The sequence below is a fragment of the Pseudomonas sp. PA-6-3C genome, assembly GCF_021605825.1.
Taxonomy (GTDB): Bacteria; Pseudomonadota; Gammaproteobacteria; order Pseudomonadales; family Pseudomonadaceae; genus Aquipseudomonas; species Aquipseudomonas edaphica.
This window is the reverse complement of record NZ_WKDV01000038.1, coordinates 1-19,715: the sequence shown is the minus strand read 5'-3', so window position 1 is coordinate 19,715 and position 19,715 is coordinate 1. Positions and strand designations below refer to the sequence as shown.

The window sequence follows — 19,715 nt, the reverse complement described above, 5'->3', positions numbered from 1 at the left end:
GCTTATGCCACCACTCGACGCTTCTCGGCCAGGCGACTGCGGCCGTACAGCACCACAATCGCCAGGATCGCCACAGCCTGCGCACTCAACGAGTACGCATCGGCGTGAATGCCCAGCCAGTCGAAATCAAAGAACGCCACCGGCCGTGTGCCGAAGATGCCCGCTTCCTGCAAGGCCTTGACGCCGTGCCCGGCGAACACCACCGACAGCGCGCACAGCAGCGCCGCGTTGATACCGAAGAACAACGCCAGCGGCAGTTTCGCCGAGCCGCGCAGGATCACCCACGCCAACCCTACCAGTAGCACCAGCGCCGTGGCGCCGCCCGCCAGTACCGCGTTGTGCCCGGCAGGGCCCGCTTGCAGCCACAGGGTTTCGTAGAACAGGATCACCTCGAACAGCTCGCGATAGACCGAGAAAAACGCCAGCATCGCAAAACCGAAACGCCCCCCTCCGCCGACCAGGCTGCTCTTGATGTAATCCTGCCAGGCCGCCGCGTGGCGTCGGTCATGCATCCATACGCCCAGCCACAACACCATCACACTGGCGAACAACGCCGTGCAGCCTTCGAGCAATTCGCGCTGGGCGCCGCTCACGTCGATCACATATGCCGCCAGTGCCCAGGTCGCCAAGCCAGCCAGCAGCGCCAAACCCCAGCCGACGTTGACACTGCGCACCGCCGATTGCTGGCCGGTGTTACGCAGGAACGCCAGGATCGCCGCCAGTACCAGGATCGCCTCAAGGCCTTCGCGCAGCAGAATCAGCAAACCAGAGATGTAGCTCAGCGACCAGCTCAGGCCATCACTGCCCAACAATCCGGCGGATTCGGTGAGTTTGCCTTTGGCCACGTCCAGGCGCTGTTGCACCTGCTCGACCGGCAGGCCGTCCTGCAACGACTGCCGGTAGGCCATCAAGGCTTTCTCGGTGTCTTTACGCACGTTGGCGTCGACGTTATCCAGGGAGCTTTCTACCAGCTCAAAGCCTTCCAGGTACGCTGCGACCGAAAGGTCATAGGCCTGTTCGTGATCGCCGTTGCGGAACGCGGCGAGGCTCTTGTCCAACGTGGTCGCGGTGTAGTCGAGCAACTGCGCCGGGCCACGCTTGACCTGTGGCGGCTGCGCACGCTGGGCGCGGAACGTCGCGGCAGCGGCTGGGCCACTGGCTGCCAGCACCTCGTTGGGGGTTTGGCGAGCGAGGTCGGCAAGGTTGAAAGGCTGTTCGCTTTTGGCGGCAGCCGGGTCGGCGGTGAAGCCTGCAATGTAGGTGGCCAGGTCCCAGCGCTGACGGTCATCCAGTTGGTCGGCGAAGGACGGCATGTCGGTGCCTTCAACACCCAGGCCCAACGTGTTGTAAATCGCGTAGAGACTCAGGCGGTCCAGACGTACCGCATCGCGCAGGTTCGCTGGCGGCGGCGTCATGCCCGTGGACGCCGGGCCATCACCCGCACCGGCAGTACCGTGGCACACCGAGCAGTGCTGGGCGTACAGCGGCGCACCCCGCGCAGGGTCTGGCGTGATAGCCGGTGCCTGGCTGACTTCATAGGCCACCGCCAACTTGGCGCCCAGCTGACGGGCTTGGCGGGCGACGGTCGCGCCGTCCTGGTGAGCGGATACAGCCGCTAACAATTCGTCGACGCCCTTGACCAACTCGGCGCGCTCCGGCCTTTGCGGCAGCTCGGCCACCAGCCCCTGCAACACCCCGAGAAACTCTACTTGTTCGCGATATTCGGATTCATCGATAACCTTGCCCGCCTCCACCGTCGGAGGGTAGTCAGCGCCAATGTAGTCCAACAAATGCAGGGCTTGTGGGGCGCCCTCGGCAGTCGCGGCCAGCAGGTTGAAGCTGCATGACATCAAGGCTGGCAGCAGCAACCAGGCGAGAAAACGGATGGGGGCAATCATGAATGAATCTCAAAGGGAAATACGAAGTAACACATTGTTGAATTTTAAAGCGTTTGACTCAAGGCGTTCGTGATTTGGCGCCTGTGAGCCCCGTGCAATCAAGAGACAAGCAATGGCATCTCAGCGCCACTTGCAGCGGCAAAAAGCCATTGTTTTGCCAGCAATGACGCCTATAATGCCGCGCCCTGTTATTGCAAAAGGGAATTTATTTCCTCGTTTTTATGAGGAATTTGCACATCAGCCGATCACTCTCAGGGAAGAAGTTTGCATGGCATTTCGCGCCTTAACCCCGCTCACACTGGCGGCGGTTACCTTGCTCTCCGGTTGTTCAATGTTTCGCAGCTACGACACCGAGCTGCAAGCCACCAACCAGCAGTTGGCCACCGGTAACGTCGACGGCGCCCTGACCCTGCTGGAAAAAAACAACACCGGCGAAGACAAGGACCTGCTCTACTTCTTTGAAAAGGGCGAGTTGTTGCGCGCCAAAGGCGACCTCACCGGCAGCCAGACCGCCTGGCGCAGCGCCGACCTGCAAGTGTTCAAGTGGGAAGAATCGGTCAAGTTCGACAGCGAAAAGTACCTCGCCCAGTTCGGCAGCTTCCTGGTCAACGACAAGGTGCGTCGCTACGAAGGTTATGACTACGAAAAAGTCATGCTGACCACCCAGATGGCCCTGAACCTGCTGGCCCTGAATGATTTCGACGGCGCCCGCACCGAGATCAAGAAGACCCACGAGCGCGAAGCCGTAATCGCCGACCTGCGAGACAAGGAATACTTAAAGCGCGAAAACGAAGCCGAGCGCCAGGGCGTCACTACCCAGATCAAAGACCTGCGCGGCTACCCGGTGGAAGCGCTGGACGCGCCGGAAGTGGTCGGCCTGAAGAACAGTTACCAGAGTGCGTTCAGCCATTACCTGGCAGGCTTTGTCTACGAAGCCCTGGGTGAAAAAGACCTGGCTGCACCGGGCTATCGCAAGGCTGCCGAGTTGCGCCCCAACACACCGCTGCTGGAACAGGCGTTGTTGGACCTGGACAAGTCCAAGGTCGGCGCCGACGAGACCGATGTACTCATCGTGGTGCAGAGTGGCCTGGCACCGGCGCGTGACTCGATCCGCCTGCCGCTGCCGATTCCGATTGACGGCCACTTGGTGATCACCCCGCTGTCGTTCCCGGTGATCAAGGCCGACACTTCCACCCAGGCCTTCGGCCAGATCGGCGTCGACGGAAAACAGCAGAACCTCACCGTGCTCAACAGCACCACCGCCATGTCCCGCCGCGCCCTGCGTGACGACATGCCGGGGATCATCCTGCGCACCACTGTGCGTGCGGTCAGCCGTGGCGTGACACAAAACAACCTGAACAAGACCAACCCCATGGCGGGGCTGGTGCTGGGCATCGCCTCGGCCGTGACCGAAGGCGCCGACACCCGCACCTGGCGCACCCTGCCGGACATGACCCAAGTGACACGCCTGCGCCTCAAGCACGGCGAGCACCAAGTCAGCTTGCCCAACGCACTGGGCGGCACGCGGGTGACGGTCAAGGCCGACCAGCGCTATCAGGTCATCACCCTGCGCGTGGTCGGCAACCAGGTGTTCGCCGGTGGCCTTGCAGCCCATGTGGTGCCGAGCACTTCCACCCAGGCTATCGCCCTCAAACAACCTTAAGGAGCACGCTATGCGTCATTTCATCCTCGGCGCCCTGGCGCTGGTCCTGCTCGCCGGCTGCGCCACTGCGCCGCCACCGGAACCCGGCAGCGCCGCCAGCAAAATCGTGGTGATGGGCAAGTTCAAGGGCATCGCCGTCGGCGCCATCCGCGTGGCCCGCGAAAATGGCTTCCTGACCGCCAAGGTGCAGTTGAGCAACATCACCAGCAGCAACCAGATGATGTATTACCGCTTCGCCTGGCTGGGTGCCGATGGTTTCCCGGTGGGTGATGAAGAAACCTGGAAAGTGCTGAACCTGTACGCCAACCAGGCAACGTTCCTGCCTGCGATCGCCAACCTGCCCCAGGCCGCTGACTTCCGTCTCGAAGTGAAAACCCCTTGAGCCGCTGCGCTAACCGTATTCAGAGAGATTTCCCCATGTTTGCACGCTTCTCGATTCTCGCCCTCGTTGCCCTTCTGGCCAGCGGTTGCTCCAACACCTCGCCGGTACTCGGCGGCAAGAACATCAGCTACGGCGACTCCAAGGCCGTGGAGCTGGTGACCAACGAGTTCGGCTCCACCGACCTGCAGATGATTGCCGAGAGCATGACCCGCTCCCTGGCCCAGTCCGGCATCCTGCAAGGCCGCCCGGTGGTACAGGTCTATGACGTGAAGAACAAGACCAGCGAGTACATCGATACCCGCGAGATCACCACGTCGATCAAGACCCAGCTGATGAAAACCGGCACCGCGCGTTTCGCCAGCGATAACACCGACATGCAAAGCCAGGTCGACCAGCTCAAGCTGCAAAACCAGAGCGGCCTGTACAAGAAATCCACGGTGAGCAAGACCGGCAACATGGTCGCCGCCAAGTACCGCCTGGAAGGTTCCATCAGCTCCATCGTCAAGCGCAGCTCGGACTACAAGGACGTGTTCTACAAGTTCAGCCTGCAACTGATCGACGTTGAAAGCGGCCTGGCCGAATGGATGGACGAGAAAGAAATCCGCAAGACCACGGAGCGCTAAGCAATGCGTGCATGGATCGGCATGATCAGCCTGCTGTGCGCCTTTGGCGCCTCGGCCGCCCCGAAGATCGCGGTCACCGACCTGGCCTATGAGGCGCGCGTCGAGGAGTACATCCACGCGGTGTCGGCCAGCAACAACTTCCAGGCCAGCGCGTACAACGCCAGCGGTGCCTCGGCCTACAGCGAGTACGAGAGCCGCACCAGCTATATCGAACAGACTGAATTGCGTAAATTCAGCGGCGATATCAAGGGCGAGATACTCAAGTCACACCAGTTTCAGCTGGTGCAGGGCACGCCCTACACCGCCGACGCCAAGGGTGACGTCTATGATGTGATCAAACGCATCAAGGCCGGTAACTTCAAGGGCGCGGACTATGTGCTGTTCGGTACGCTGTCAGACATCGACTTCACCCAGGACATCAACGCCCTGGACCACACCAACAGCTACTCAGCAGTGCTGGGCCTGACGTTGGTGGCCGATTTCAGCCTGATCAATACCCGCACCTTCGAGATCACCTCGGCATTTACCGCCATGGGTGAAGGCCAGGACACCAAGCTGGTGAACAACCGTGACGTGCGTGTGAGCCTGAACCGGCCGCGTGTGGTGCGGGAAGTGTCGAAAGCCTTGGGTGAGGATGTGGCGCGCCAACTGGCGGAACAGCTGGGAGGTGGCTACGCAGACCCGGGCAAGCCTGCATTGCGCAATAACCTGCCAAGGGACGAAGCGCCGAAGATTCTGCGCTGAGCACGCGTTTCAAAGCCAACACATAACAAATGTGGGAGCTGGCTTGCCTGCGATGCAGACACTGCGGTGCGTCAGTTACACCTCGGTGATGCTATCGCAGCGGTGCGACGACTCGACAAGTCAGCTCCCACATTTTTAGCCGGTTTTCGTCAATCAAGCCGTTGCGCGATGCAAACTGGCGAGAAACCCCGCAGCTCCCACAAACAAGCCTGCAAACGTGCGGTTCATGCGTTTTTGCTGCTTGGGTGTGCGCAGCAGCCGCAAGACTTTCGACGCAAGCCCCGTGTAACCCGCCATTACGATCATATCGACGCTGATCATGGTTGCGCCCAGGATCAGGTACTGGACCAGCAGCGGCGCCTGCGGGTTCACGAACTGCGGCAGAACCGCCAGCATGAACACCAGGGCCTTGGGGTTGCTGGCGTTGACCAGGAAGCCACGGAACATCATCGCCATTGGCTTGCCGATCGGGCGTATCGTCGCATCCTCGCTCATGTCCATCGGCAAGGCGCGCCACTGTTTGATGGCCAGGTACACCAGGTACGCCACACCAAACCATTTGATCGCATAAAACGCGGTCGAAGAGGCCGCAAGAATGGCACCCAGGCCGCCCGCCACCACGGCGATCTGCATCGCCAGGCCCAGTTGCAGGCCAATGGCGTTCCAGTAGCCGCGCAGGAAACCGTATTGCAGGCCGCTGGACATCGAAGCGATGGCACCAGCGCCGGGGGAAAGAGAGATGATCCAACTGGCCAGGAAAAAGGCAAGCCATGTGTCGAGTGCCATTACACACCTCGGAGAAGAATTAGCGGTTGTGCCTAAAGCTAACTCCGCCGAGTGAAGGCTGGCTACAGATTTTTACCCGCATTGAGTGTCAACGGTCACCCGGAAACATATGGGTACCTGGCCAACGTCGCACCGAGCGCTGGAAGAACAGACTATTTGGCACCTGTACCATCGCACTGTCAGTGCCAGCCTCCTCCACTTCGATCAATGTGGTGTAGAGCAAGTTAATCGCCACCACCCGGCCTTTTACACCCGGCTTGTCGACGGTATCCACCAGCTCGACGATATCACCGAGGCGAAACGGCCCGACAGTGAAGATTAAAATCGCACACAGCAGGTTGGACAGTACCGACCACATGGCAAAAAACGCCACGGCCGCGACTGCGACAAACCCCGACAACGCCGTCCACAAGACAGTGGCGGAAACGCCCAGGCGCTCCAGCACAAAAATCAGCGCACTGCCCATGATCAGCCAGCGCAGGCCGCCACGCAGTGGCATCAGCAACTGCGGTGGGAACGGGTAGCGTTCACCCAGTCGATTCAAGCCTTTGGCCACGAAGCGCTGGGCGAAATAACCCGCCAGCAGGATCAGCAGTATCTGCACGCCGACCCAGATCGGCGCGATCCATTGTGCCGGCAGCGGCAACTGCAACGCTTCCATCAGGACAGCGCCTCCAGCTCCGCTTGCAAGGTTTCGAGCACTTCGAGGGCTTCCATCCAGGTTTCCTCCAACTGCCCTTCGCGCACCTTGAGCTTGGCCTGTTCGGCCAGCAGGTCGCGCAGCTCGTCCTTGCGCGCCGCCTCGTAGACGGCGCTGTCGCCCAGGCTGGTTTCGATTTTGGCCAGGCGCTCATGCACCTTGCCCAGTTCGGCTTCCAGCTTGTCAGCTTCGCGCTTGTGCGGCGCCAACTGCTGGCGCAGGGCAGCGGCGGCCTGGCGCTGGGCCTTCTTGTCGGTCTTGTCGGGGTTCACCGGCGTATTACTCACCGGCGCGTTGCGCAGGCGGTAATCGGTCAGCCAGCGCGCATAGTCGTCCAGGTCGCCGTCGAACTCTTCGACCTTGCCGTCAGCCACCAGCAGGAAGTTGTCGGTAGTGCTCTTGAGCAAGTGGCGATCGTGAGACACCACCAGCACCGCGCCACTGAACTCCTGCAGGGCCATGGTCAGCGCCAGGCGCATTTCCAGGTCCAGGTGGTTGGTCGGTTCGTCGAGCAGCAGCAGGTTCGGCCTGTCCCAGGCAATCAACGCCAGGGCCAGACGGGCTTTTTCGCCACCCGAGAAATTCAGCACCGGCTCATCGATGCGTGCGCCACGGAAGTCGAAGCCGCCGAGGAAGTCGCGCAACGTTTGCTCGCGCTCTGTCGGCGCCAGACGCTGCAGGTGCAGCAACGGGCTCGCCTTGGAATCCAGGGAATCCAGCTGATGCTGGGCGAAGTAGCCCACCACCGTGTTCTCGCCACGGGTCAGGCGGCCGGCCAAAGGCTCAAGCTCGCCGGACAGGTTCTTGATCAGCGTCGATTTGCCCGCACCGTTAGGGCCAAGCAAACCGATGCGCGCACCCGGCGTGAGCTGCAGCTTGACCTTCTCCAGGATGGTTTTGTCGCCATAACCCAGGCGGGCGTCCGACAGGTCCAGGAGTGGGCTGGAGATCTTCACCGATTCACGGAATACAAAGTCGAACGGCGAATCGACATGGGCCGCCGACAGCTCTTCCATGCGCTCCAGCGCCTTGATCCGGCTCTGGGCCTGGCGGGCCTTGGTGGCCTGGGCCTTGAACCGGGCGATGTAGCTTTCCATGTGCGCACGTTGCGCCTGCTGCTTTTCGAAGGCCTGTTGCTGCTGGGCCAGACGCTCGGCGCGCGCGCGTTCGAACGCGGTGTAGCCGCCTCGGTACAGCGTGATTTTCTTCTGTTCGACGTGGGCAATGTTGTCGACCACGGCGTCGAGGAAGTCCCGGTCGTGGGAAATCAGCAACAACGTGCCCTGATAGTTCTTGAGGAAGTCTTCCAGCCACAGGATCGCATCGAGGTCCAAGTGGTTGGTCGGTTCGTCGAGCAGCAACAAGTCCGAGGGGCACATCAGCGCCTGGGCCAGGTTCAGGCGCATGCGCCAGCCACCCGAGAAGTCGGCGACCGGGCGATCCATCTGTTCGTTGGTAAACCCAAGACCGGCCAGCATCTTGCGGGCACGGGCATCGGCGGTGTAACCGTCGGCACTGTCCAGCTCCGAGTGCAGGCGGGCCTGAGCGGCGCCGTCCTGGGCTTTCTCGGCCTCGGCCAGGTCGTGTTGCACCTGGCGCAGGCGCAGGTCGCCATCGAGCACGTAGTCGATCGCAATGCGGTCGAGGGTGTCGATCTCCTGACGCATATGGGCGATGCGCCAGTCGGCCGGCAGCAAGCAGTCCCCGGAATCCGGGGTCAGCTCACCCAGCAACAGGGCGAACAACGTGGATTTGCCGGCGCCGTTGGCACCGATCAGGCCGGCTTTGTGACCGGCGTGCAGGGTCAGCTCGGCGTCTTCAAGAAGACGTTGCGGGCCACGCTGTAATGTTAGGCTTTGAAGTCGGATCATAATGGCGGCGGAGTCTACCAGCTTCGTTGGCCGCTGGCTTGGGTGTGAATATGTGCGCTGACCTGTGGAGCTTTGCCCTATCAATTTACGCCCGCCCAGGGTGCGAAGCCGCCTGCCTGCGCTTGCAGGAACACGGCGCGGATGTGTGCCTGTTGCTGTGTGGCGCCTGGCTGGAGCAGCGTGGCGTTGCACTTGAGCCTGCGCGTATTCAGGCACTGCAGCAGCTAGCACGCCCTTGGCAAAAAACGGTGGTCAAACCGTTACGACAGATGCGCATGCAATGGCGAGCCATGGCGCAACAGGATATGCCTCTGGCGGCATTACGCGAGCGAGTCAAAGCTCTGGAGCTGGAGGCCGAACGGGAATTGTTAGCGCGCCTGGAAGCGTTGGCGCAGGCATGGCCGACTGGGGAAGTGAGTCAACCGAAATGGCTGGAAGGCTTGGCGACCGAAGCCGCCAACCTTGACCACGACGCGCTGCAGCAGCTGCGCGTCGTGGCCACCCGCACTTAGGAAGCGCTGGTTGGGGTGGTGCTTGGCGCTACCGGTGCAGGGGTGCTGCTGGCCGATGCGGTTGGAGCGCTGGACGCTGCCGGGGTAGCAGGCGCGGCTGCCGGAGTTGCTGGCTTGGCCGGAGCAGGCTTGGCAACGGCTGGCTTTGCAGCTGGCTTAGCGGCAGCAGGTTTGGCAGCTGGCTTAGCGGCTGGTTTTGCAGCAGCGGGTTTAGCCACTGGCTTGGCGGCTGGTTTCGCAGCAGCAGTTTTAGCAGCTGGCTTGGCCGCTGGTTTTGCAGCAGCGGTTTTAACCGCTGGTTTGGCCGCTGGCTTTGCAGCAGCGGTTTTAGCTGCTGGCTTGGCCGCTGGCTTTGCAGCAGCGGTTTTAGCTGCTGGCTTGGCCGCTGGTTTTGCAGCAACGGTTTTAGCAGCTGGCTTGGCCGCTGGCTTTGCAGCAGCGGTTTTAGCAGCTGGCTTGGCCGCTGGTTTTGCAGCAGCGGTTTTAGCAACTGGCTTGGCCGCTGGTTTTGCAGCAGCGGTTTTAGCAGCTGGCTTGGCCGCTGGTTTTACAGCAGCGGTTTTAGCAACTGGCTTGGCCGCTGGTTTTGCAGCAGCAGTTTTAGCAGCTGGCTTGGCCGCTGGTTTTGCAGCAGCGGTTTTAGCAGCTGGCTTGGCCGCTGGTTTTGCAGCAGCAGTTTTTGCAGCTGGCTTGGCCGCAGCCTTGGCTGGAGCTTTCGACGCGGCAGCTTTTGCCGGTGTGCGGGCGCCCAATACTTTAGCCACAGCTTCTTTCACTCGACCAACGCCCTGGGCCAGTTTCAGGCTTTCCTGAGCATCTTTTTTGAGTTGGGAAATGTAAGTGCGGGTTTCAGCTTGGCGATCCTTGAGAGCGTCCAGCAGGTCCTCAAGTTCTTTGACCGCGTCTTTGGCTTTGGCTTGTGCCTTGGCTTTGCCGGCAGTCGCGGCGTCTTGCAGTTTGGTGCGGGATTTGTGCAGCTTTTCTTGCGCTTTACCGCGTTGTTTTTCCAGTTTGGCGAGCAGTTTTTCTGCATCGGCCAACGCTTGGGAACATGCGCTTTCCAGATGTTCGAGCAAGCTGCCCGAAAGTTGTTGGAGTAAATGCAACGGGGTATTAACAGGCTTCTGTTTGGCCGACATGGTTTACCTCCTGGCTGACGTGGGTGCGGCTCATACTAGCCCTCTGCTCTTACCGCCGCTAGGGCATGTTGACAGTATCGTTTGCCTTGCGTTGCACCGTGAGTAAATTCTTATCGATATAACAAAAAACTGCGGCACTTTTTGCCCACTCACACTGGCATAATCCGTCGCACTTTCGGCGGGAGAAACAGCATGTCGCGTTATCTTTTTTTAGTGCTTGGCTTGGCGATTGGCGTGGCCAATGCAGGCGAGCAATCGCCGTCCAAAACCACCGCCCCAGACCCACACGACCTTGCCTACAGTTTGGGCGCAAGCCTCGGCGAGCGCTTGCGCCAGCAGGTTCCCGACCTGCAGATCCAAGCCCTGCTCGATGGCCTCAAGCAAGCCTATCAGGGCAAGCCATTGGCGCTGGACGATGCACGCATCGAACAGATCCTTGCGCAACACGAAGCACAAAACGCTGCCGACGCCGAGGTTCCACAAAGCGAAAAAGCCCTCGCTGCCGAACAGCAGTTTTTAGCCAAGGAAAAATCCGTCAGCGGCGTGCGTGAACTGGCAGATGGCATCCTGCTAACCGAGCTGGCACCCGGCAACGGCAGCAAACCGCTGGCCAGTGATGAGGTGCACGTAAATTACGTAGGACGGCTGCCCGATGGGACAGTCTTCGACAAGAGCATTCAGCCCCAATGGTTTCGCCTGGACAGTGTGATCAGTGGTTGGAGCAGCGCGCTGCAGCAGATGCCGGTAGGCGCGAAATGGCGCTTGGTAATTCCCTCCGCCCAGGCCTATGGCGCCGACGGTGCGGGTGAGTTGATCCCGCCGTATACGCCACTGGTGTTCGAGATCGAATTGCTCGGCACTCGCCACTGACCCAATAAAAAACGGTGCGCCATGCGCACCGTTTTTTTATCTCACTCTGAGGGTCAAGCCTGGGCGGCCGACTCTTCTTTGTGAGCGTTGTGCAGCACTTCGATCAGGCAGTCTTCCAACTCGAAGCGCTCATGCAGCAACCCACCCAGCTCTTTGAATTTCTCAATGACACACTTGCCCGCATCACACAGGTCGTTAAAGGCAACGAGCTTCTCAGTGATAGCCTCCAAGCGCGGATAGATAGTATCAGCCAGCTCCAACCCTCGATCATCGCCAAAGGCTTTAGCCTCCTTGGTCAGTTGATCGTAGACACCAAAGTGGCCCGTAGATACGTAATCCATCAGCACGCCGCAGAACTCTTGCAACGGTTTGCGATTCTCAGCCAGTGCCTCGGGCTTGGCGCCAAGAGCATCAAAGGCTCGAACCAGTTCGTGACGTGCCTTCAACCAGCTGTCGATCAGCTTGTGCACTCCACCCCAGCGTTCCTGAGCATTCTGACAACTTTCCAGCATGGTGATCTCTCTTCCCTATAGGGGCGCTGCCGCCTGTGCCCGCGCAACACCTCAAACATTGAGGCGGGAGCCGGACAAGGCCGCATGTCACAAACGGTTTCTATAACGCGTGCGGGCCAGATTATGCCCGCATGACTATGGCTTCAAGGTACGCAGGAGAGAAAGTTCATACAAGTGTTTAATCCCGTCCTACACATTACGGCGAATTTTCAATACCTCGCAGGGTGCAAGCGACGGCCCGGCAACAATCGTGAAAACTGCATGATGCCGAGCACCAGCATCGCCAAAAAGAACAACAGGCTCCATTCGGGCAGGCTCAGGTCAAACAGTGTCCAGTTGAGCTCTACGCAGTCCACGGTGCCTTTTACAGTCAGTTGCAGTGCTTGCCATAACGACAGGTTTTCAATCATGTAGTGAAGGCTGGGCCAGCAATCACTGGCCTGCTCCGGCGCGGCATTTTGTAGCAGCACCTGGCGTACCGCAGTGATGGCCCCGAGCATTGCGCAGCCCATGCTGGCCAACCCGTATAGGTAGACCCCTGAACGTTTTGGGTTATGAATCGCCGCAGCCAGGTTAATCAGAGTGAATGCGGCCAAAAAGATGCGCTGCACCTGGCACAGGAAGCAAGGACGCAAGAGCGCGCCGAACTCAAGATAAAAAGACGCACCCAACGTCAGCGCACCAGCCAAGAACGCCAGGAGAAACAGAGAGCGTGAAGGGGCCAAAGACATTGTCATCCGTACCGCAGGAGATAGACTCTTACGGTAGAGTAAAGGCCTGACTCCTTTCAATACGCGCCAGAGCAGACAATTCCGCAACAGCCTGGGGATATGCCGTCAGAACCTGGATGACTTCAAGCAGTTGGCGGTAGGAATTTGCTACGTAGAGCTTTAGCGCCCGGGTTTTACGCGATAAAGAAAGGTTGGCCCTCAGAAAGGTCCGGCCAACCTTGACCTTCATTCCTACACTCGCGCAGGCACCGGCAGCGGTGATGCCAGCAAGCGGCTGTCCAGAAGCCCCAGACCTTCCTGGAACAACTGGTTGCTGCGCTCGGTGTCGCCCAGTTGGGCCAGCAAGCGCGCCAGCTCGGCACAGGCTTCGGGATTACGCTGCACTTGCAGGCTGCTTTCCAGATAGTCGCGTGCTTTGCCCCACAGACTGTTTTGCAGACACAGGCGACCCAGTGTCAACAACAGGCTGGCATCCCCCGGATGGTCTTTGAGCCAGCCTTCGGCAAATTTCAGCTGACGGCCCGGGTCACTGCCACGCAACAAACCGTAAAGCCGGATCAGATGGCTGTCATAGCCGCGCTTGATTGCGCCACGCAGCACTTCTTCGGCCTTGGTGTCAGCACCCAGCCGACGCAGTTGCTCAGCGTAAGCCAACACCAGTTGCGGTTCCTGGCGCTGGGCGGAGGTCAGTTGCTCCCACGCTCTCTCCAAAGACTGCAACCCGGCTTCGCCCTGCTGTTCACGCTCGACCGCCAGCCCAAGGTTTTCACCCCAGGCACGGCGCTCAAGCTCAGCCAGCTCGGGAGCGGGAAGCACCTTGTCCTTTCGCAGTTCGGGTAACAAGCGAATCACCGACGGCCAATCGCCCCGCTGCTGATGCAGACGCTGCAATTGGCGCAAGACCTGCGCGTTATGTGGGTGACGCTCGTACATCGCTTGCAACGTCACCAGCGCACCTTCAGTGTCGCCACGGTCCATCTGCAGTTGCGCATGGCTCAGGGCCACAGCCAGTTCCGCCTGTGGCTGGCGTTCCAAGGCACGCTCCAGCAAACCGTCGGACTCCGCATACCGGCCCAGTTCGTTGGCAGCACGTGCGGCGCCGAGGTAGTACAACAACGGCTGACGCTCGGCTTCAGCAGCGCGGTGCAGGTGACGTTCGGCGCTGGCCCAGCGGCCCTCGGCGAGGTCCATCTGGCCTTGCTCGATGGCTATCTGCACACGACGGCTGCGGTTACGCCGCGACCACGGGTTGACTACGCCACCGGAGGTGGTGAGCAAGCTGAGCAGCACACGCAGCAGGTAGATCACCAGAAAGACGGCAAACACCGCCACCAGCGTGGCCCACAGGCTCGACTCGTAATGCAGCAGATGGGGATAGGTAATCAGCACGTAGCCGGTGTGTTTCGAAATACCCACGCCCAGTGCCAGAGCGATCGCAACCGCCAACACCAGGATCACATAAAAACGCTTCATCGGCTCTACTCCTGGGTCGCCGGCGTGCCCGCCGACGCCTTGGCTTCATCGGCAGACAGATGACGGCGCTCAAGATAGGCCTGCACTGCGGCCAGGCTGCTGGCCAGGTCCGGCGTCACCACCGAAACCGCCTTGGGCTCGAGCTCGGCAATGCGCGCCAGCATCGCCTTGCTCTGCGGGTTGTCCTGATTGAAGTTGTCCTGCAGCACGCTGCGCGCTTCACCCAGCGAGCGGCTGTACACCGCCGTTTCGCCGTTAAGTGCGGCCCACTGGGCTTGCTCCAGCGCCAGGCTCAGCGCCAGGCGCACCTGATTCAGGCCTTGGCCGGCGAGCAACGGGCGAATGTTGTCATCGGGGTTGAAGTCGATTCGGAAGTAACGAGAGATCTGCTCCCACCACTGGCTCAGGCGATTTTCCGTATCGGTGGTCGAGCGCCCTTCGGACGCAGGTTCAGTGAGCTGATACTCCGGTGCGATAGCCGCAAGCGCTACGACCTGATCGCGCAGTGCCGCCAGTTGCAGGTACAAACCGGTGCGGTCGGGTTGCTCGGTACTGCGTAGCGCGGCAAGGCTCTTGGCCAACTGCTCGCGGGCGGCGTAGGCGCCTGGGTCACTCTGTTCGCGCAGAATTTCGTCAGCACCCTGGACCAGTGACTGGGCGCTGTTGATGTCCTGCAAGGCAGAGAGGCGCAAGCTGGCCAGGCGGATCAGGTGTTCGGCTTCAGCCAGGCGCCAGTCCTGGCGACTGGCGCCCAGCACGGTTTCAAGGCGTTGGCTCAGACGCTGCTGGTCACCCTGCAATTGGGCGACCAGGCGGCGGCGCTCCTCAAGCTCGTCCGCCCCAGGCAACTGTGCCAGGCGCGCCGCCAGCTGTTGCTGGCTTTGCTTGAGAGATTGGGATTGATCATCAAGGGTCTGTACCTGGCCCAGCTGCTGCTGGCTGCTGGCTTGCAGGGCACGGACCTGCCAGATCCCCCAGCCACCGGCGGCGACGCCTGCGGCACCGAGCAACAGGGCCACAACCGCCAGGCCATTGCCACGGCGTGGCGCGGCGACCTGCGACTCAACCGGCGCATCAAGTGCGGGTTGGGTGTCATCTTTAGGCAAGGTTGTTTCGCTCACGTATCCGTCCTTTGCGTATCAGAGAGTGGGCGCCGCATGCCTTATGAGGCAGCGCTGCGCAACGCCACTAACAAAGCCGCGGCACTCGCGCCGCGACAATCCACAACTTTTTCTGCACCAGCGGCCCGCGCCATTTCAGACACGCGAGGGCTGGGCACGAACAACGGCAGCTGAGCCACCTTCGGCCAATCGGGGCCGGCCAGGGCTTGCAGGTGTAAAAAACCCTGCCCACTGCTGACCACCAGGCCGTTCAAGCGTTCCAACTGGATGCGTTGCATCAGCGCCCCGGCGGGGTAAGCCGGGAGGAAACGACGATACAACTCCAGATAATCGACACTAGCACCTTGCTCACGCAAACGCTCAGCCAGCAACTCCCGGCCGCCCTCGCCACGCAGGATCAACACCCGGGCACCGGGCTGCGCGGCAGCTTCGCGCAAGGCCGGCAATTGAAGCAAGGCCTCGCTGTCGTCTCCGGTTTGCGGATAGTGAACGTTGAGACCGTGATCGGCCAGTACCTGCGCAGTGGCAGCGCCCACACTGAACCACGGCAACGATGGCCAGGGCTGCTGCAATTGCTGCACAGCCAGGCGTGCAGCCGGTTTGCTCACCACAATCACCGCGCTATAGCGGCCCAGGTCAGCAAAAACAGCCCGTTGCTCGGGCGTGGCGGGCAAAGCTTCGGTATCCAGCAACGGCAGGCTGCTGCTGAAAATACCAGCTTGGGCCAACAACGCAGCCACGGCCGCCGACTCTTCAGCGGGCCGCGTCAGCAGCACGCGCCAATCGGTCACTGCGGGCCGGCCTCGCCGTAGACTTTTTGCAGAATGGCGCCGGCGCCCTTGCCCAGCAACTCTTCTGCGACCTGGATACCCAAGGCGGTCGCGTCACGTTGTGGCCCACGCACCTGGGCGGTGAGCAACGTGCCGCCGTCCGGATCACCGACCAAGCCACGCAGCCAGAGGTTTTCACCTTCAAGCACCGCGTAGCAGGCAATCGGCACTTGGCAGCCACCGTTGAGGTGCTTGTTGAGGGCACGTTCAGCAGTGACACGCACTTCGGTGTCGTGGTGGTCGAGGGGTTTGAGCAAGGCATGGATTTCGCTGTCGGCGGTGCGGCATTCAATACCGACTGCGCCTTGCCCGCCGGCTGGCAAGCTGTCTTCGACGCTGATGGCTGAGGTGATGCGGTCTTCGAAGCCCAGGCGGATCAAGCCGGCAGCCGCAAGGATGATCGCGTCATATTCGCCGGCGTCCAACTTGGCCAATCGGGTGTTGACGTTGCCGCGCAAAAAACGAATCTGCAGGTCCGGGCGACGGGTCAGCAATTGCGCCTGACGACGCAGGCTGGAGGTGCCGACGACGCTGCCCAACGGCAGGTCATCCAGGGACACGTAGGTATTGGAGACGAAGGCATCACGCGGGTCTTCACGCTCGCAGATGCAAAAAAGGCCCAAGCCTTCGGGGAAGTCCATGGGCACGTCTTTCATCGAATGCACGGCGATGTCGGCTTGGTTTTCGAGCAGCGCGGTTTCCAGTTCCTTGACGAACAAGCCCTTGCCGCCGATCTTCGACAGGGGTGAGTCAAGCAGCTTGTCGCCGCGACTCACCATGGGCACCAGGGATACTTTGAGGCCGGGATGAGCCTGTTCAAGGCGTGCTTTGACGTATTCGGCCTGCCACAAGGCCAGGGCGCTTTTACGAGTGGCGATGCGGATTTCGCGAGAGGACATGGATCAATCCGTACTGAATAGATACGGCAGATAATAACAGCTCAGGCAAACACGCTTTGATTTGAATCAGCAAGTGCGGGGCCTCCCTGGCCACGTCGCACCGGGATATCGGAATGCAGGCCTCGCTACAGCCCTTGGGCTAAAGCTGCTGCATCATCTTGCGCACGCCGGCGACATGACGTCGGCTGACGATCAAGGCATCACCGTTAAGCCCTTTAAGGAACAACTGAAAGTGCCCCAAAGGCGTGCGCTGCAAGCGTTCTATTCGCTCGCGCGCCACCAGTGCGTTGCGGTGGATGCGCACGAAGCGGTCGCCAAACTCATCTTCAAGGGCCTTGAGCGGCTCGTCGAGCAACACTTCGCCGGTCTCGTGACGCAGGGTCACGTACTTGTGATCGGCAATAAAGTAGACCACCTGGTCCAACGGGATCAGTTCGATGCCCTTGCGGGTCCGCGCGCTGATATGGCTGCGCGGCCCATTGCCACTTTGGGCGGCCGGCTGGGTCAGCGCAGCGAGTTGCACGCGGTTTGGTCGCTCGGCCTTCTTAAGGGCCTTGAGCAATGCTTCACCCGCCACCGGCTTGACGATGAAGCTGACACCGCTGGCTTCCAGGGTCTCGGTGGAAAACTCTTCTTGAGCGGCACACAGCACCACGGCAGGTGGCGATTCTCGCTCACTCAAACGGGCGGCGACTTGCAGGCCATCAAGGCCCGGCAAGCGGATATCGAGCAACACCACGTCCGGCTTGAGGCTGTCGATCAGCGTCAACGCCTCTTCGCCGTTGGTGGCGCTCGGTTCAAGGACTGTATAACCCTCGAGTTCACTGACCAAACGGCTCAGTCGCTCGCGGGCTTGGGGTTCGTCATCAACGATCAGGACATTCATATTGCGCTGGATTCCTGCGTGAGTCTCGCACAAGGATAGCGTAGACAGGTGCGGTGACTTGCGTCACAGCGATCCACGCTAAGACTAGCGCGAGCGGCAAAAAGTGCCCCGGCAGCGGCACCCAAATTTACCCGGACCTGTTCAATTGCGCCCAAGACCTGCTGCCTTTGGGCATCGTCGTAGGGTTTGCTGATACACAATCCGAATACCCCCCTTTTTTAATGGATAGTCTGGGCTATGACCGCATCACCCGACTTTGGTGCATTCACGCTCTATCAGTGCAACTGTAGACGCTCGCTGAGACGATATTGCTCAATCGTCAAATATCGTTTCAATTAACGCCTGCCCCCAGTCTCGTCCCGGATGCGTTCGGCGGCAAGGCACTTAGCCATCCTTGGCGCAAATAAAAATGCCGATCACCCGTAGCATCGCCTCAACGGGCAACCCTGTTATTATCGGCGGCACACCTCCACGCCTCTTTTTAAGCAGATCACGAGCGAATCCATGAGCACCGACAAGACCAACCAGTCCTGGGGCGGCCGCTTCAGTGAACCCGTCGACGCCTTCGTCGCGCGCTTCACCGCCTCCGTCACCTTCGACCAGCGCCTGTACCGCCACGACATCATGGGCTCGATCGCCCACGCCACGATGCTGGCCAAGGTCGGCGTGCTGACCGACGCCGAGCGCGACAGCATCATCGACGGCCTGACCACCATCCGCGGTGAGATCGAAGCCGGCACGTTCGACTGGCGCGTCGACCTGGAAGACGTGCACATGAATATCGAGGCGCGCCTCACCGACCGCATCGGTGTGACCGGCAAGAAACTGCACACCGGTCGCAGCCGTAACGACCAGGTGGCCACCGATATCCGCCTGTGGCTGCGCGACGAGATCGACCTGATCCTGGCCGAAATCACCCGCCTGCAAAAAGGTCTGCTGGAGCAGGCCGAGCGTGAGTCCGGCACCATCATGCCCGGTTTCACCCACTTGCAAACCGCGCAGCCTGTGACCTTCGGCCACCACTTGCTGGCCTGGTTCGAAATGCTCAGCCGCGACTACGAGCGCCTGGTGGACTGCCGCAAGCGCGCCAACCGCATGCCGTTGGGCAGCGCGGCATTGGCCGGCACCACTTACCCGATCGACCGCGAATACACCGCGCAGCTGTTGGGTTTCGACGCCGTGGGCGGCAACTCCCTGGACGGCGTGTCGGACCGCGACTTCGCCATCGAATTCTGCGCCGCCGCCAGCATTGCGATGATGCACCTGTCGCGCTTCTCCGAAGAGCTGGTGCTGTGGACCAGTGCGCAATTCCAGTTCATCGACCTGCCGGACCGCTTCTGCACCGGCAGCTCGATCATGCCGCAAAAGAAAAACCCCGATGTACCGGAGTTGGTGCGCGGCAAGAGCGGCCGTGTGTTCGGCGCGCTGATGGGCCTGCTGACCTTGATGAAAGGCCAACCTCTGGCCTACAACAAGGACAATCAGGAAGACAAAGAGCCGCTGTTCGACGCTGCCGACACCCTGCGCGATTCGTTGCGTGCGTTTGCAGACATGATCCCGGCGATCAAGCCCAAGCACGCGATCATGCGTGAAGCGGCATTGCGCGGTTTCTCCACTGCCACCGACCTGGCGGACTACCTGGTGCGCCGTGGCCTGCCATTCCGTGACTGCCACGAAATCGTCGGCCATGCTGTGAAGTACGGCGTGGACACCGGCAAGGACCTGGCGGAAATGAGCCTGGAAGAACTGCGCCAGTTCAGCGACCAGATCGAGCAGGACGTGTTCGCCGTGCTGACCCTTGAAGGCTCGGTGAATGCCCGTAACCACGTGGGCGGCACTGCGCCGGCGCAGGTCAAGGCAGCCGTTGTGCGCGGCCAGGCACTGCTCGCCAGCCGCTAAAAGCATCGCAGGCAAGCCAGCTCCCACACTTGAATGGGTTCACAATTCAAAATGTGGGAGCTGGCTTGCCTGCGATGAGCATAGGTATCTACACAACTTTTAAAAGCAGCCTATTTCTCCTGTGGCGAGCAGGCTTGTCCTGCGTTGGGCTGCGAAGCAGCCCCAAAAACAGACGC

At 60.7% G+C, this 19,715-nt stretch carries 19 protein-coding genes; 7 read left to right on the top strand and 12 right to left on the bottom strand.

The window, feature by feature from the left end:
- Window positions 1-2: 2 nt before the first annotated feature.
- Window positions 3-1,898: an FTR1 family protein gene (locus GIW48_RS22405; protein ID WP_017135237.1), complete on the bottom strand. Its 1,896-nt coding sequence runs from the start codon at window positions 1,896-1,898 to the stop codon at window positions 3-5.
- 268 nt (window positions 1,899-2,166) lie between these two features.
- Here GIW48_RS22405 and GIW48_RS22400 point away from each other — a divergent pair, with 268 nt between their 5' ends.
- From GIW48_RS22400 to GIW48_RS22385, 4 genes are read left to right on the top strand one after another with little or no spacing between them, the layout of a single operon-like run.
- Window positions 2,167-3,561 (top strand): COG3014 family protein, encoded by a 1,395-nt coding sequence (locus tag GIW48_RS22400; protein ID WP_099550283.1) that lies wholly within the window; start codon window positions 2,167-2,169, stop codon window positions 3,559-3,561.
- A 10-nt stretch (window positions 3,562-3,571) separates the two neighbouring features.
- Complete coding sequence (locus GIW48_RS22395) at window positions 3,572-3,943, top strand: YcfL family protein (RefSeq protein ID WP_017135235.1); 372 nt, start codon at window positions 3,572-3,574, stop codon at window positions 3,941-3,943.
- A 35-nt stretch (window positions 3,944-3,978) separates the two neighbouring features.
- Window positions 3,979-4,566 carry a penicillin-binding protein activator LpoB gene (gene lpoB / locus GIW48_RS22390; RefSeq protein ID WP_017135234.1) on the top strand — a complete coding sequence of 196 codons (588 nt, stop codon included), beginning with the start codon at window positions 3,979-3,981 and terminating at the stop codon, window positions 4,564-4,566.
- A 3-nt stretch (window positions 4,567-4,569) separates the two neighbouring features.
- Window positions 4,570-5,310, top strand: a complete 741-nt coding sequence (locus tag GIW48_RS22385; RefSeq protein ID WP_099550282.1) for a penicillin-binding protein activator LpoB — start codon at window positions 4,570-4,572, stop codon at window positions 5,308-5,310.
- A gap of 153 nt (window positions 5,311-5,463) precedes the next feature.
- Here GIW48_RS22385 and GIW48_RS22380 read toward each other — a convergent pair whose 3' ends face one another.
- The 3 genes from GIW48_RS22380 to GIW48_RS22370 all read right to left on the bottom strand — a co-directional run bounded on the left by GIW48_RS22380 (window position 5,464) and on the right by GIW48_RS22370 (window position 8,667).
- The gene (locus GIW48_RS22380) at window positions 5,464-6,096 is read right to left on the bottom strand and encodes a LysE family transporter (RefSeq protein WP_017135232.1); all 633 of its coding nucleotides are present in this window, start codon (window positions 6,094-6,096) and stop codon (window positions 5,464-5,466) included.
- 88 nt (window positions 6,097-6,184) lie between these two features.
- Window positions 6,185-6,757 (bottom strand): mechanosensitive ion channel family protein, encoded by a 573-nt coding sequence (locus GIW48_RS22375; protein WP_169988013.1) that lies wholly within the window; start codon window positions 6,755-6,757, stop codon window positions 6,185-6,187.
- Window positions 6,757-8,667, bottom strand: a complete 1,911-nt coding sequence (locus tag GIW48_RS22370; RefSeq protein ID WP_056860786.1) for an ATP-binding cassette domain-containing protein — start codon at window positions 8,665-8,667, stop codon at window positions 6,757-6,759. Before GIW48_RS22370 ends, GIW48_RS22375 begins: the two co-directional genes overlap by 1 nt.
- Window positions 8,668-8,717: 50 nt before the next feature.
- Between GIW48_RS22370 and GIW48_RS22365 the strand changes: the two genes are divergently transcribed.
- A complete protein-coding gene (locus tag GIW48_RS22365) occupies window positions 8,718-9,179 on the top strand; it encodes a TIGR02444 family protein (RefSeq protein ID WP_017135229.1) in 462 nt (153 codons plus the stop codon).
- Here the strand turns inward: GIW48_RS22365 and GIW48_RS22360 are convergent.
- Window positions 9,176-10,318, bottom strand: coding sequence for an AlgP family protein (locus GIW48_RS22360; protein WP_236490679.1), 1,143 nt, complete (start codon window positions 10,316-10,318; stop codon window positions 9,176-9,178). The genes GIW48_RS22365 and GIW48_RS22360 overlap by 4 nt on opposite strands.
- A 192-nt stretch (window positions 10,319-10,510) precedes the next feature.
- Here GIW48_RS22360 and GIW48_RS22355 point away from each other — a divergent pair, with 192 nt between their 5' ends.
- Window positions 10,511-11,188, top strand: coding sequence for an FKBP-type peptidyl-prolyl cis-trans isomerase (locus tag GIW48_RS22355; RefSeq protein ID WP_170036738.1), 678 nt, complete (start codon window positions 10,511-10,513; stop codon window positions 11,186-11,188).
- Window positions 11,189-11,241: 53 nt separating this feature from the next.
- Here the strand turns inward: GIW48_RS22355 and GIW48_RS22350 are convergent, their stop codons facing one another.
- From GIW48_RS22350 to GIW48_RS22320, 7 genes are all read right to left on the bottom strand, one after another.
- The gene (locus tag GIW48_RS22350) at window positions 11,242-11,700 is read right to left on the bottom strand and encodes an Rsd/AlgQ family anti-sigma factor (RefSeq protein ID WP_017135007.1); all 459 of its coding nucleotides are present in this window, start codon (window positions 11,698-11,700) and stop codon (window positions 11,242-11,244) included.
- A gap of 209 nt (window positions 11,701-11,909) precedes the next feature.
- Window positions 11,910-12,431 (bottom strand): disulfide bond formation protein B, encoded by a 522-nt coding sequence (locus tag GIW48_RS22345; RefSeq protein WP_017135006.1) that lies wholly within the window; start codon window positions 12,429-12,431, stop codon window positions 11,910-11,912.
- Between the two features lie 231 nt (window positions 12,432-12,662).
- Window positions 12,663-13,904: a heme biosynthesis protein HemY gene (locus GIW48_RS22340; RefSeq protein WP_138451791.1), complete on the bottom strand. Its 1,242-nt coding sequence runs from the start codon at window positions 13,902-13,904 to the stop codon at window positions 12,663-12,665.
- Between the two features lie 5 nt (window positions 13,905-13,909).
- The gene (locus GIW48_RS22335) at window positions 13,910-15,025 is read right to left on the bottom strand and encodes a uroporphyrinogen-III C-methyltransferase (RefSeq protein WP_138451793.1); all 1,116 of its coding nucleotides are present in this window, start codon (window positions 15,023-15,025) and stop codon (window positions 13,910-13,912) included.
- A gap of 41 nt (window positions 15,026-15,066) precedes the next feature.
- Window positions 15,067-15,816 (bottom strand): uroporphyrinogen-III synthase, encoded by a 750-nt coding sequence (locus GIW48_RS22330; protein WP_138451795.1) that lies wholly within the window; start codon window positions 15,814-15,816, stop codon window positions 15,067-15,069.
- Window positions 15,813-16,754 carry a hydroxymethylbilane synthase gene (gene hemC, locus GIW48_RS22325; RefSeq protein WP_017135003.1) on the bottom strand — a complete coding sequence of 314 codons (942 nt, stop codon included), beginning with the start codon at window positions 16,752-16,754 and terminating at the stop codon, window positions 15,813-15,815. The genes GIW48_RS22330 and hemC overlap by 4 nt, the downstream gene beginning before the upstream one ends.
- Window positions 16,755-16,893: 139 nt before the next feature.
- On the bottom strand, window positions 16,894-17,640 hold the full coding sequence (locus tag GIW48_RS22320; RefSeq protein WP_017135002.1) for a LytR/AlgR family response regulator transcription factor: 747 nt from the start codon (window positions 17,638-17,640) through the stop codon (window positions 16,894-16,896).
- Between the two features lie 504 nt (window positions 17,641-18,144).
- Here GIW48_RS22320 and argH point away from each other — a divergent pair.
- The gene (argH, locus tag GIW48_RS22315) at window positions 18,145-19,539 is read left to right on the top strand and encodes an argininosuccinate lyase (RefSeq protein ID WP_008439335.1); all 1,395 of its coding nucleotides are present in this window, start codon (window positions 18,145-18,147) and stop codon (window positions 19,537-19,539) included.
- Window positions 19,540-19,715 lie beyond the last annotated feature (176 nt).

Bases quoted from the DNA above. Each gene is read 5' to 3' on its own strand.
- GIW48_RS22405 (WP_017135237.1), bottom strand. From the start codon at position 1,898: ATGATTGCCCCCATCCGTTTTCTCGCCTGGTTGCTGCTGCCAGCCTTG.
- GIW48_RS22400 (WP_099550283.1), top strand. From the start codon at position 2,167: ATGGCATTTCGCGCCTTAACCCCGCTCACACTGGCGGCGGTTACCTTG.
- GIW48_RS22395 (WP_017135235.1), top strand. From the start codon at position 3,572: ATGCGTCATTTCATCCTCGGCGCCCTGGCGCTGGTCCTGCTCGCCGGC.
- lpoB (WP_017135234.1), top strand. From the start codon at position 3,979: ATGTTTGCACGCTTCTCGATTCTCGCCCTCGTTGCCCTTCTGGCCAGC.
- GIW48_RS22385 (WP_099550282.1), top strand. From the start codon at position 4,570: ATGCGTGCATGGATCGGCATGATCAGCCTGCTGTGCGCCTTTGGCGCC.
- GIW48_RS22380 (WP_017135232.1), bottom strand. From the start codon at position 6,096: ATGGCACTCGACACATGGCTTGCCTTTTTCCTGGCCAGTTGGATCATC.
- GIW48_RS22375 (WP_169988013.1), bottom strand. From the start codon at position 6,757: ATGGAAGCGTTGCAGTTGCCGCTGCCGGCACAATGGATCGCGCCGATC.
- GIW48_RS22370 (WP_056860786.1), bottom strand. From the start codon at position 8,667: ATGATCCGACTTCAAAGCCTAACATTACAGCGTGGCCCGCAACGTCTT.
- GIW48_RS22365 (WP_017135229.1), top strand. From the start codon at position 8,718: ATGTGCGCTGACCTGTGGAGCTTTGCCCTATCAATTTACGCCCGCCCA.
- GIW48_RS22360 (WP_236490679.1), bottom strand. From the start codon at position 10,318: ATGTCGGCCAAACAGAAGCCTGTTAATACCCCGTTGCATTTACTCCAA.
- GIW48_RS22355 (WP_170036738.1), top strand. From the start codon at position 10,511: ATGTCGCGTTATCTTTTTTTAGTGCTTGGCTTGGCGATTGGCGTGGCC.
- GIW48_RS22350 (WP_017135007.1), bottom strand. From the start codon at position 11,700: ATGCTGGAAAGTTGTCAGAATGCTCAGGAACGCTGGGGTGGAGTGCAC.
- GIW48_RS22345 (WP_017135006.1), bottom strand. From the start codon at position 12,431: ATGTCTTTGGCCCCTTCACGCTCTCTGTTTCTCCTGGCGTTCTTGGCT.
- GIW48_RS22340 (WP_138451791.1), bottom strand. From the start codon at position 13,904: ATGAAGCGTTTTTATGTGATCCTGGTGTTGGCGGTTGCGATCGCTCTG.
- hemC (WP_017135003.1), bottom strand. From the start codon at position 16,754: ATGTCCTCTCGCGAAATCCGCATCGCCACTCGTAAAAGCGCCCTGGCC.
- GIW48_RS22320 (WP_017135002.1), bottom strand. From the start codon at position 17,640: ATGAATGTCCTGATCGTTGATGACGAACCCCAAGCCCGCGAGCGACTG.
- argH (WP_008439335.1), top strand. From the start codon at position 18,145: ATGAGCACCGACAAGACCAACCAGTCCTGGGGCGGCCGCTTCAGTGAA.